9 protein-coding genes, 1 tRNA gene and 1 pseudogene are annotated in these 11,761 nt (G+C 68.3%); 7 read left to right on the forward strand and 4 right to left on the reverse strand.

The genetic code is table 11. The features are described 5' to 3' along the window. Positions 1 to 67: 67 nt before the first annotated feature. Both NGR01S_RS06015 and NGR01S_RS06020 read right to left on the reverse strand, forming a co-directional pair. Positions 68 to 157: transfer RNA gene (locus NGR01S_RS06015), tRNA-Ser, on the reverse strand. 92 nt (positions 158 to 249) lie between these two features. Then, positions 250 to 984 carry a dienelactone hydrolase family protein gene (locus NGR01S_RS06020; protein WP_063035199.1) on the reverse strand — a complete coding sequence of 245 codons (735 nt, stop codon included), beginning with the start codon at positions 982 to 984 and terminating at the stop codon, positions 250 to 252. A 94-nt stretch (positions 985 to 1,078) separates the two neighbouring features. Here NGR01S_RS06020 and hisC point away from each other — a divergent pair, with 94 nt between their 5' ends. Further along, positions 1,079 to 2,158, forward strand: a complete 1,080-nt coding sequence (hisC, locus tag NGR01S_RS06025) for a histidinol-phosphate transaminase (RefSeq protein WP_063035200.1) — start codon at positions 1,079 to 1,081, stop codon at positions 2,156 to 2,158. A gap of 8 nt (positions 2,159 to 2,166) precedes the next feature. Here hisC and NGR01S_RS06030 read toward each other — a convergent pair whose 3' ends face one another. Continuing rightward, complete coding sequence (locus tag NGR01S_RS06030) at positions 2,167 to 3,231, reverse strand: alpha/beta hydrolase (protein ID WP_063035317.1); 1,065 nt, start codon at positions 3,229 to 3,231, stop codon at positions 2,167 to 2,169. Between the two features lie 302 nt (positions 3,232 to 3,533). Between NGR01S_RS06030 and NGR01S_RS06035 the strand changes: the two genes are divergently transcribed. The 3 genes and pseudogenes from NGR01S_RS06035 (at position 3,534) to NGR01S_RS06045 (ending at position 5,863) form a co-directional block, all read left to right on the forward strand. After that, positions 3,534 to 4,667 (forward strand): DNA cytosine methyltransferase, encoded by a 1,134-nt coding sequence (locus NGR01S_RS06035; protein WP_174551669.1) that lies wholly within the window; start codon positions 3,534 to 3,536, stop codon positions 4,665 to 4,667. Then, positions 4,664 to 5,086, forward strand: a pseudogene (locus NGR01S_RS06040) (very short patch repair endonuclease); the annotation flags it as partial. The gene NGR01S_RS06035 and the pseudogene NGR01S_RS06040, both read left to right, overlap by 4 nt. Next, entirely contained in the window at positions 5,063 to 5,863 is an 801-nt protein-coding gene (locus NGR01S_RS06045) for a maleylpyruvate isomerase family mycothiol-dependent enzyme (RefSeq protein ID WP_373861397.1), read from the forward strand. The pseudogene NGR01S_RS06040 and the gene NGR01S_RS06045, both read left to right, overlap by 24 nt. A gap of 286 nt (positions 5,864 to 6,149) precedes the next feature. Here NGR01S_RS06045 and NGR01S_RS06050 read toward each other — a convergent pair whose 3' ends face one another. Continuing rightward, positions 6,150 to 8,537, reverse strand: a complete 2,388-nt coding sequence (locus tag NGR01S_RS06050) for an MMPL family transporter (RefSeq protein ID WP_063035202.1) — start codon at positions 8,535 to 8,537, stop codon at positions 6,150 to 6,152. 255 nt (positions 8,538 to 8,792) lie between these two features. Here NGR01S_RS06050 and NGR01S_RS06055 point away from each other — a divergent pair, with 255 nt between their 5' ends. The 3 genes from NGR01S_RS06055 to NGR01S_RS06065 are packed head-to-tail and all read left to right on the forward strand — an operon-like array spanning position 8,793 to position 11,691. Further along, the gene (locus NGR01S_RS06055) at positions 8,793 to 9,383 is read left to right on the forward strand and encodes a TetR/AcrR family transcriptional regulator (protein ID WP_063035203.1); all 591 of its coding nucleotides are present in this window, start codon (positions 8,793 to 8,795) and stop codon (positions 9,381 to 9,383) included. 47 nt (positions 9,384 to 9,430) lie between these two features. Then, positions 9,431 to 9,964: an RrF2 family transcriptional regulator gene (locus tag NGR01S_RS06060; RefSeq protein ID WP_063035204.1), complete on the forward strand. Its 534-nt coding sequence runs from the start codon at positions 9,431 to 9,433 to the stop codon at positions 9,962 to 9,964. Then, on the forward strand, positions 9,958 to 11,691 hold the full coding sequence (locus NGR01S_RS06065) for an ABC transporter ATP-binding protein (RefSeq protein WP_063035205.1): 1,734 nt from the start codon (positions 9,958 to 9,960) through the stop codon (positions 11,689 to 11,691). Before NGR01S_RS06060 ends, NGR01S_RS06065 begins: the two co-directional genes overlap by 7 nt. The last annotated feature ends 70 nt before the right edge of the window (positions 11,692 to 11,761 follow it).

The following is an 11,761-nucleotide window of genomic DNA, read 5'->3' on the forward strand; positions in this document are numbered from 1 at the left end:
TCAGATGCTCTATCCGTTGAGCTACGGGCGCATACGCATATTCAGTTGTTGCCCGGTTTCCCGGGCGTGGCGGAGGCGAGAGGATTTGAACCTCCGGTCCCCGTGAAGGGACAACTCATTAGCAGTGAGTCCCATTCGGCCGCTCTGGCACGCCTCCTGGAGCCTTCTCTTCGAGGGCACCGGTCCTTTCGAACCGCCGAGCAAGAAGGCTACCCGAGCTTGTAGGAAAACTGCAAAACGGCTGGTAGATCAGCGTAAATGGCTGTCGAACCAGTCGAAGATACGGGTTCGGGGGTCGACCAGGTCGTCGCCGTCCTCACCGCCCGCGTGGTCGGCGCGGTGGAGCCGGCCGGGGTAGGTGACCACGAGGCTGGCAACGGCGGCGGTGGCGGTGGCGTCGCGGAGGGCGTCCACATCGCCGGCGCACGTGTCCGCCTCGCCACCGAACAGGCCCAGCCAGGGGGCCTGCAGGCGTGGTGCGGCCACCACCAGTGCCTCGGCTTGTTCGGTGATGGGGGCGGTGATACCGGTGGCGCCGACGCTGACCGCGGCGCCGACGGGGCGGTTGGTGGCGACGAGGAAGGTCGCGGTGCCGGCGGTGTCGAAACCGAGCACGCCGATGCAGTCCGGGAAGACGCCGCGGTGGGTGAGCCAGTCGAAGCAGGCATCGAAATCCTCGAAGAGTTCGTCGCCGTACACCCCGGACGCCGACGCGGTGGCGCGGTGGAACAGGTTCGGTGCGACGACCAGCCACCCCTCGACGGCGAGGGCGCGCATGAACTCCAGCAACGATCCGGTGAACTCTCGCGCCTCGTGCAACAGGACGATTCCGCCACGGGCGAAGCCGTCGGGTTCGATGACTGTGATGGGCACATGTTCGTCGGCTTTCGGGCTGGTGACAGCCCCTGTCGGCGCTTGGTCGTATCCGTTCGCTTCCGGTTCGCCGCGCCGCAGGAGCGCGATATCGTCATAAGTGCCCGACATGTTCCCAGCGTAGGGCGATATTCCGGGACCGGGGAGAATTAGTGGTTGAGCAGCCCGAACGTGGCTCGATCGAGACCGGAACTAAGCTCGTTACGTGACCGTGCACATCCGGCCGGACCTCGATTCCATTCCGGCATACGTTCCCGGCCGCAGCCATCCCGGCGCGGTCAAGCTGGCGAGTAACGAGACCACCATCGGTCCGCTGCCCGCCGCGAGCAAGGCCGTCGCCGAGGCGGTGGAACTGGCCAACCGCTACCCGGACAACCAGTCCGGCGAACTGCGAGCGGCGCTGGCGGAGTTCCTCGGCGTCGAGCCGGCGAATATCGCGGTCGGTTGCGGGAGTGTGGCGCTGTGCCAGGAGCTGGTCCAGATCACTTGCGCGGACCCGGCCGACGAGGTGCTCTACGCGTGGCGTTCGTTCGAGGCGTATCCGATCATCACCCAGGTCGGCAACGCGACCGCGGTGACCGTGCCGCTGCGTGATCATGTGCACGACCTGGACGCGCTGGCCGCTGCCGTCACCGAGCGGACCCGACTGATCTTCGTGTGCAACCCGAACAATCCCACCGGCACCGCTGTCGGCCGGGCGGAACTGGAGCGGTTCCTGGACCGGGTGCCCGGCAATGTCCTGGTCGCGCTGGATGAGGCCTACTACGAGTACCTGCGGATGACGCCCGGTGATCATCCCGATGGGGTCGAGCTGGCCCGGAACCGGCCGAACGTGGTTGTGCTGCGGACTTTCTCGAAGGCCTACGGGCTGGCGGGACTGCGGGTCGGGTACGCGGTGGGCGCGCCGGAGGTGATCGCGGCGCTGCTGAAGGTGCATATCCCGTTCAGCGTGAGCCGGGTCGCCCAGGCCGCGGCCATCGCCTCCCTGGAGGCCCGCCACGAATTACTGGACCGCACCGAAGCGGTGATCGCTGAACGCGACCGGATGCGTACCGCGCTGCTGGCGGCGGGCTACCGGGTGCCGGTGAGCGAATCGAACTTCCTGTGGATCACGTTGGACGCCGCGACCACCGAATTCGCGGAGGCGAGCGCGGCGGCGGGCGTGCTGATCCGGCCCTTCGCCGGTGAGGGTGTCCGGGTGACCGCGGGCGATCCGCACGAGAACGATCTGTTCCTGGGTTTCGCGACCGACCCGGAGACCGCGGCGCGCTTCGCCGGCTCCTGACCGGCGGTTCAGGCGAGTCCGAGCCCGCCGGCGATGGTGGGCCAGGAGGTGACCAGTTCGTCGGCCCAGTACGGCCACGAGTGGGTGCCGGTCGGGCGGAAGTTGGCGGTGTAGGTGATGCCCAGGGTGTCGAGACGCTGGGCCAGCCGGCGGGTGCAGAAATCGGTGGCGGCCTCCAGCGGGCCGCCCATCACCACGCTGGTGGGGGTTTCCGGGTTGGCCAGGGTGTCGTGGACACCCGGGCGCCCGCTGCCCACCGACAGGTAGAGCGCTTTGCCACGCAGCGCGGCGGCGTGCAGGGTCACGTCGTGGGCGAGCCAGGCCGGGTCGTCGGGGGCGCCGAACATGTTCTCCGGATCGCCCTTGTAGGTGGAGACGACGATGCGGGCCTGGGCCTGACCGAGATCGGTGCCGGTCGAGAAGCATCCGCTGTGCGCGCCGACCGCGGTGTACAGCTCGGGTTTGCGGATGGCGAGCATCATCGCGGCCTCGGCGCCCATTGAGGTGCCGATCACGGCGTTACGGCCGTTCCCCGAGAACCGGGCGTCCAGCAGCGGGGGCAGTTCCTCGGTGAGGAAGGTCTCCCATTTGTTGACGCCGAGCACCGGGTCGGGGCGCTGCCAGTCGGTGTAGAAACTGGCGGGCCCGCCGACGGTGAACACCACATTGACCGGTTTGTCGGCGAAGAACCGGGCGGCGTCGCCGCGGTCGAGCCAGTTGTTGCTGTCGGGCTGGGTGCTGCGGCCGTCGAGCATGTAGACGGTGGGGCGGGGTGTGCTCCGGTCGGTGGGTAGCAGGACCAGCACCTGCACCGTGCGGTGCATGGCCGGTGAATCGACGAACACCCGCATCAGCCGGTCGGTCACCGGTTCGGTACCGATGATCGCGGCGTGCGGGGCGGGGACCGGTTCGGCTTTCTCCACCGGGCCGGGGTCCTCGGCGGAACCGGTGTCGGGCCGCGCGGGCGCGGCATGCGGCGGTTCGGGGGTGGCCGTCGCGGTGCCGGGCAGGATCGCACCGGACAGGGCGAAAGCGCCCGACACCACGGTGGCCAGACCGACACGCAACTTCATGGCGCCCATCCTGCCAGACCTCCGGGCCGTGACCGCGAACCTGAAACCACCAGCGATAAACCCCTGACCAGGTATTTCTATGGTGTTGTCGCTGAGTAACTCTGGATTGACCATGATCGACTCGCGGACAGGCGCATATGTGACGGTGGTGTATCTCACGGCCGCGAACCGCTCCTGGAGAGAGCCGCGTTCGGGAATCGCGCACTCGGGCACCGCGACCCGGAAAGCCGGAAGAATCCGCGGAGTAATCTCCCTTCGGGAGCCGGACCGGATGGAGAGAGGACTTCGTGGCGGGCGCGCGAATGGTGGGGCTTTTCGCCGGGATCGGAGGTCTCGAACTCGGGCTGTCGGCGCACGGATGGCAAACGACTTTGCTCTGTGAAATCGACCCGGGCGCACGGGCGGTGCTGGCGAGCCGCTTCCCCGATGCCGAACTGCACACCGATATCACCCGGCTGCGGGCGCTGCCGCCGGATACCGAACTGGTCGCCGCGGGTTTCCCGTGTCAGGACCTGTCGCAGGCGGGCCGCACCGCGGGTATCACCGGAACCCGATCGAGTCTGGTCGACCATGTGTTCCGGCTGGTCCGGCGCAAACGTGGGCCGCGCTGGCTGCTCATCGAGAACGTGCCGTTCATGCTGCAACTCGGCCGCGGGGCGGCCATGCGCCATATCACCGCGGCCCTCGACGAACTCGGCTACACCTGGGCCTACCGGGTGGTGGACGCGCGCGCCTTCGGCCTGCCGCAGCGACGCAACCGGGTGATCATGCTGGCCTCGCGCACCGAGGATCCGCGCACGGTGTTGTTCGCCGACGACGCCGGGCCGCGACTGCTGGGTTCCCCGGAGGACGATCCGTGCGGCTTCTACTGGACCGAGGGTGTGCGAGGCCTGGGATGGGTGGTCAACGCCGTCCCGACGTTGAAGGGTGGATCGGGTCTCGGTATCGCCAGCCCGCCGGCGGTGCGGCTGCCGTCCGGGGAGATCGTCACGCCGGGGATCACCGACGGGGAGCGGTTGCAGGGCTTCGCGCCCGGCTGGACCGAACCGGCGCTGGACGCGCCGGGGTTCCGGCCGGGACAGCGCTGGAAACTGGTGGGCAATGCGGTGAGTGTGCGGATGGCGGCGTGGGTCGGCTCCCGTTTGCGTACTCCGGCCGAGCCGATCCCGGGGCATATCCCGCTGCCGCCGGGCAGTCCGTGGCCGGGCGCGGCGTGGGGCCGGGCCGGGGCGGCGTTCGAGGTGCCGATCTCGCCGTGGCCCGTGCACGACCACTACGAGGACCTGCGCTTCTTCCTCACCGACACGCAGTTGCTGTCGGCGCGGGCCACTGCTGGTTTCCTGCGCCGCACCGGTATGGGGTCGCTGCGTTTCCCGGCCGGGTTCCTCGACGATGTGCAGGCCCACCTGGATCGGATGGGAGGCTGGGCGGCATGACCGGCGACGGCTCGTGGCGTCCGCCGACCGACGCGGCGACCAGTGCGCGGATGTCGCGGCAGCGGCGCGCGCATACCGCCCCAGAACTGGCACTGCGTCGTGAACTGCATCGGCGGGGCCTGCGCTACTTCGTGGACCGCGCGCCGATCCGGGGGCAGCGGCGCCGCGCGGACGTGGTGTTCCCGCGCCGGCGGATCGCGGTCTATGTGGACGGCTGTTTCTGGCACCGCTGTCCCGACCATGCCACCGACCCGAAGAACAATGCCGCCTGGTGGGCGGAGAAACTGGCCGGCAATGTCGCGCGGGACCGGGCCACCGACGCGGCATTGCGCGCGGCGGGCTGGCAGGTCGTCCGGATCTGGGAACACGAGGATCCGGTGCGGGCCGCCGACCGGGTGCAGGCGGCCCTGGGGGAAGATCCGACGGGCCCGGAAACCGCTGGGATTCAGACATATCCCGGAAGTAGGGTCGGAGCCGTGCCCAGCGATTTCATCGAACTGCTCACCGCGCGGACGCAGGCGGTCACCGACGCCACCCGCGCGCTGCTCGCCACCGTCGACACTCTGGACGACGCGGCGGTCGCCGCTCCGTCGGCGCTAGCGGGCTGGACCCGGGGCCATGTGTTGACCCATCTGTCCCGCAATGCCGACAGCCTGGTCAATCTGCTGCTCTGGGCCCACACCGGGGTGGAGACGCCGCAGTACGCCAGCGCCGCCTTGCGGGACTCCGATATCGCGGCGGGTGCGCCGCGTCCGCTCGCCGAACAGCGCGCCGACCTGGTGGAGTCGGCCGACCGGCTGGCCGGGATGGCCGGAGTGCTCTCCGCCGAGCAGTGGCGGACGGAGGTCCGGACCAGGCAGGGGACACCGGTCGAGGCGACCCGGATCCCGTGGATGCGGTTGCAGGAGATCCTGATCCACCACCTCGACCTGGACGCCGGTTACACCCACGCGCACTGGCCGGCGGATTTCGTGGCCGAACTGCTCGCCGAGGCCGCCGTCGACCTGGGCGGGCGTGCGGGCGTGCGGTCCTTCGCCGTCGATGCGACCGATACGGGTTTCACGGCGATCATCGGAGCGGGGGAGCCGGAGCAGGTCGTGGCGGGGCCGGCGTCGGCGCTGCTGGCCTGGCTGCTGGGCCGTGGTGCGGACAGCGCGCTGCCGCAGCCGCTGCCGGAACTGCCCGCCTGGCGCTGAGTGGAACTGCTTGCCCGGCGCTGAATGCATCCGTTTGCCCGGCTATGAGTGGGCTTGTCCACCCGGCGGCGCAGGGACTGTCCACCTGGCGCGGAGGGGACTGTACGACCAGCGCGGAGTGCACTTGTCCGCCCGGCGTGGAGTGCATCCATCCGACCGGCACGAAGTGCACCCGTCCGACCGGAGTGGGGTGGGCCTTCCCCGTGGCAGGAACGGAGAGTGGCCGGGAACGGGAACGGCCGGCGTCCATTGCGGACGCCGGCCGTTTTCCGGAGATACCGGTGGATCAGACTCCAGCGGGTTCGGATTCGGCCGCGGGGGTTTTGGCGCGCTGCTGGAGTTCCCGCAGCTTCGTCCCCTCGACATCGATATCCGGCAGAATCCGGTCCAGCCAGGCCGGCATCCACCAGGCCCACTTGCCCAGCAGGGCCAGCAGCGAGGGGATCAGCACCATCCGCACCAGGAAGGCGTCGAAGAACACACCCGCTGCCAGGGCGAAGCCCATGGACTTGGAGGTGATGTCCGGCGAGAGCATGAAGCCGCCGAAGACCGAGATCATGATGATCGCGGCCGCGGTGACCACGCGGGCCCCGTGGTGATAACCGCTGACCATCGCCGCCTTCGGATCCTTGCCGTGCACGTACTCCTCGCGCATCCGGGTCACCAGAAAGACCTGGTAGTCCATCGCCAACCCGAATACCAGGCCGATCAGCACGATGGGCAGGAAGCTGATGATCGGATGGGTGTCCTTGACCAGGCCGAAGGCGCCCTCCTGGAAGATCAGCACCGTGACGCCGAAGGTTGCGGCCATCGACAGCAGGAAGCCCAGCGCGGCGGTGAGCGGTACCAGGATGGACCGGAACACCAGCAGCAGCAGCACGAACGCGGCCGCGGCGACGATCGCCAGGTACGGGATGATGCTGGCCAGCAGGACATGGTTGATGTCGGCGTAGATGGCTGTCTGGCCGGTGACGCCGTATTCCATGCCGTACTGCGTCTGCAGCGCGGCCTCGGCATCCCGGGCGTGGGCCACCAGGTCCTGGGTCTCGGCACTGTTCGGGCCGGAATCGGGTACCACCTGGAACAGCGCCGCCTGCCCGTCCTGGCTGGGCTGCGCGACGCTCAGGTAGTCCACGCCGTCGTAGCCCGCCAACTTGTCCCGCAGGGCGGTCAGCGCCGCGTCGCGCTGATCCTGCGGGGTCTCGGAGAGGTCCACCGCGACCACGAGTGCGCCGTTCTTGCCCTCGCCGAAGCCCTCGGTCTGCAATTCGTAGGCCTTACGCACCGAGGAGTCCTCGGGCATGCTGTCGCCGCCGGGCAGGCCCAGGTTCAGCTGAGTTGCCGGGGCCGCGAGCGCGCCCAGCACGATCGCGCTCGCCACCAGCGTCAGTACCGGCACCCGGGCGATGACCCGAGCGAAACGCATCCCGTTGGTGACCGAATCGTCGTCCTCGGGATCGTGCTGGGCGACCAGCGGCAGTTTCGGCTTGAACAGGAAGCGGCCGAGCGCGCCGAGCAGCGCGGGCATCAGGGTTATAGCGGCCAAGACCGCGAACCCGGCCGCGGTGGCCCCGCCGATACCCATCATGGTGAGGAAGCCGATCCCGACCACCGACAGCCCGAGCAGGGCGATCACCACGGTGAGTCCGGCGAACACCACGGCCGAACCGGCGGTGCCGACCGCGACACCCGCGGCCTCCTCGGGCGAGTCCTGGACCACCAGCTCGTGTTTGTACCGGGAGACGATGAACAGCGCGTAGTCGATGGACAGCGCCAGGCCGATCATGGAGGCCAGGATCGGGGTGAAGGTCGGGACCTCGGTCAGCGAGGTGCCGGTGAGGATGAGCGCGCCCGCGCAGGCGACACCGACGATGCCGGTGACGATCGGGACGAACGCCGCCACGATGGCGCCGAAGGCGATGATCATGACGATCAGCGCGACCCCGATACCGATCATCTCGGCCTGGCCTGATTCGACCTGGGTCTGGGCGATGGCGCCGGTCAACTCCACGGTCAGGCCGGCGTCACGGCCCTGCTGGGCGATGGCCTCGGCGGCCTGCCGGTTCTCCTCGGTGATATCGGAGAAACTCGGCATCGTGAATTTCACGTCGAGCACGGCGACGGTTTCCGGGTTCTTCTCGTTGAGCACGTTCAGCGGAGCGCCGCCGCACAGCCCTTTGAACTCCGGGGAACCCTGACCGTCGAGGCAGTTCGGCTCCGGCAGCGGCGGGGCCTCACCGGGCGCGAGTCCGGCCGCGGCCTGCGCCTGGGCCTTGGCGGCTTCCTGGCTGGCGGGCATCATCGAGGTGGCGAGAACCGGGTTGACGGCCTGCTCGGTGTGGTCGACGATGTCGAGCTCGTTCAGCCGCTGGACCAGTGCGTCGAGTGCGGCCATATTCGGCTCGTCGGTGAGTTTGCCGTTCTGGGCCGCGATCACATAGGTGCCGTTGATGGCATCGATGCTGAACATCGCCGCCATCTGCGGCATATGTTCCTCGAGGATGCCGGTGGCCTTCTCCGACGGTAGTCCCGGCATCTCGAAGCTGTCCTGGAACGGCTTCGACAGCGAGGCTGCCGCCCCACCGAGCAGTACCAGGATCAGCGCCCAGACGGGCAGCACTATCCATTTCCGGCGGAAAGCGAACTTTCCCCATCTGTACAGGAATACGGACACGAGGGATTTCTCCTAGTGAGGCCGGGACGGTTTGGTCATTGCGCGTGACGAACTGACGGCCGACGTCGCTATCGCGGACCGGGGCTGCGCGGGCCGAACGCTTTCGCGTGCCAGGAGCCGGTGGATCCGCCTACACGGTGGACGCCAGATTATCTACCGTACGGTAGGTAGGCTACCGGTAGGTTAAGTGGAGGAACAAGCTCGACTTCCGGTGCCGACCGCGCCTGTCACCGGAAGAACGAGAAGGGGCCGAGCATGGCGAATCGAAGAACTGGCGACCACGTTACCGCAGGTCGAGATACCAAGCGGGCCATCCTGGACGCCGCCGTACAGCTGTTCGGGGCCAAAGGCTACGAAGAGACGAGCCTGCGCGAAGTCGCGGATGCGGTCGGAATCACAAAGCCGTCGCTCTACTATCACTACGCCTCGAAACTGGAACTGCTCGTGGCGATCGTCAACCCGCTCCTCGACGAGCTGCGTGCACTCGCCGAGGAAGTCGAGCAGATGCCGTCGGACGCCGCCACTCGCCGGACTGTGCTGCAGTCCTATATCCGGGCCATGATCCGCCACCGCGACGCGGGTGAGATGATGCTGCGCAATGCCGTGGCCATCGTCAACGCGCTGGCCGACCAGTATCCGGTGATCGTGGACGCCAACAAGGCGCTCCGGAACTGGCTCGCCGGGCCCGAACCCAGCGCGGTCCGGTTGCTACGGGCGAGCGCCGCCATGGAAATCCTCGCCGTCGCGCTTGTTTCCAACGAAGTCGCACAGGACGCGGGAGATGATGTGGTGGAGGCGACGCTGCTGGACGCGGCGCTCGCGGTTCTCCAACTCGGCGCCGACTAGTTTTGTCGCGTCATCGTGCCCCGGCACAGCGAAAGGTCAGGTCAGTCGTGCACATCACCGCCAAGGTGGATCACGCCGTGCGGACCCTGCTCGAGATCACGGCATCCGACCAGGCTGTCGCGGTGAAGGCGGAGTCCATCGCGGCAGCTCAGCGCATACCACCCAAAGTGCTCGAGAGCGTCCTGGCCGAATTGCGCCGGGCCGGGCTGGTGACCAGCCGGCGCGGCCCCGACGGCGGTTACCGGCTGGCCCGCCCGCCCGCCGATATCTCCATCGCCGACGTCATACGTGCGCTCGAGGGCCCGCTCGCCTCGGTACGGGGCCTGCGGCCCGAAGAAGTGCAGTACGCGGGGGTGGCCGAACCGCTGCTACAGGTGTGGATCGCGCTGCGGGTCAACCTGCGTGCGGTGCTGGAGAACGTGAGCCTGGCCGATATCGCCGCGAACGGTCTGCCGGAATTCATCGGGACGCTCACCGCCGACCCCGGCGCCTGGGTGCGCCGCGAACCGCACCGCACCGAGCCGCCGAAAATCACAGGCCGTCCCACCGGGACAGACGGTAGCGTGCGGTCATCATGTTGATCCGACTGCTCCGTGGTTTCCTGGGCCCGTACCGGAAACAGTTGACCGGGATCGTGGTACTACAGCTGATCTCGGTGATCGCGATGCTGTACCTGCCGAGTCTGAACGCCGACCTCATCGACGAAGGGGTCACCAAGGGCGATATCGGCTACATCTGGACGGCCGGGCTGCGGATGCTGCTGGTCTCCGGCGTGCAGATCATCGCCTCCGCGTCCTCGGTGTTCCTGGCCGCGCAGGCGGCGATGAGCGCGGGCCGTGACCTGCGCGGCGCGCTGCTGCACCGGGTGGGGGCCTTCTCGGCGCGTGAGGTCGGGATGTACGGCGCGCCCTCGCTGATCACCCGCAACACCAACGATGTCCAGCAGGTCCAGCTGCTCATCGTCATGGCGGCGACCGTGGCGGTGATGGCGCCCATCATGTGCGTCGGCGGCATCGTCATGGCGCTGCGCGAAGATTTCGGGTTGTCCTGGCTGCTGCTGATCGCGGTGCCGGCCTTGGCGCTGAGCATGGGTTTCATCATTGCCCGCATGGTGCCCGCGTTCCGGCAGATGCAGACCCGGCTCGACCAGGTCAACCGGGTGCTGCGCGAGCAGATCACCGGTATCCGCGTGGTCCGCGCCTTCGTCCGGGAGCCGCTCGAGACATGGCGGTTCGGAGTGGCCAACAACGACCTCACCGATATCTCGCTGCGGGTGGGCCGGTTGATGGCGCTCATGTTCCCGACGGTCATGCTGATCAGCAATGTCACCTCGGTGGCGGTGATCTGGTTCGGCGGAAAGGCCATCGACGCGGGTGAGATGCAGATCGGCTCGCTGACCGCGCTGCTCTCCTACATCATGCAGATCCTGATGGCCGTCATGATGGCGTCGTTCCTGGCCATGATGGCCCCGCGCGCGGCGGTCTCGGCCGACCGGATCTCCGAGGTCCTCGACACGCCGTCGTCGGTGCGCTCACCGGACCTGCCGAAGCCGTTCCTGGGTGATCCCGCCGAGGTGCGGGTGCGCGACGCCGCATTCAGCTTCCCCGGTGCCGAGAAACCGGTGCTGTGCGGAATCGATTTCGCGGTGCGTCCGGGGGAGACCGCTGCGATCGTCGGTTCCACCGGGTCCGGTAAGACCACCCTGCTGAATCTGATCCCCCGCCTCATCGACGTTACCGAGGGCACGGTGGAGATCGGCGGCACCGATGTGCGCGACCTCGATCTGGCCGAATTGCGGTCGCGGATCGGGCTGGTGCCGCAGAAGGCGTACTTGTTCTCCGGCACGGTGGCGAGCAACCTGCGCTATGGCGATCCGGACGCCACCGACGAGGAACTGTGGCGCTGCCTGGAGATCGCCCAGGCCGCCGACTTCGTACGCGCCATGCCCCAGGGCCTGGAGACCGCGGTCGCGCAGGGCGGGACCACGGTCTCGGGCGGGCAGCGGCAGCGGCTGGCCATTGCCCGGGCCCTGGTACGCCGGCCCCGGGTGTATCTGTTCGACGATTCGTTCTCCGCGCTCGACGTGGCCACCGACGCGCGGCTGCGCGCGGCCCTGCGCCCGGCGACCGCGGATGCCGCGGTGATCATCGTGGCCCAGCGGATCGCCACCATTCGCGACGCCGACCGGATCGTCGTACTCGAGGACGGTGAGATGGCGGGCGTCGGTACCCATGAGGAACTGCTGCGTGATTGCGCGGAGTATCGCGAGATCGTCGAATCCCAGCTGAGTGTGGAGGAGGCGCGATGATGCGATACTGCGAAACCTTCGCCGCGCCCTCCGCGGACCGGATGAAACCGCCACGAGGCGGCGCGACACT

It is taken from the genome of Nocardia grenadensis NBRC 108939, assembly GCF_001613445.1.
Classification (GTDB): domain Bacteria; phylum Actinomycetota; class Actinomycetes; order Mycobacteriales; family Mycobacteriaceae; genus Nocardia; species Nocardia grenadensis.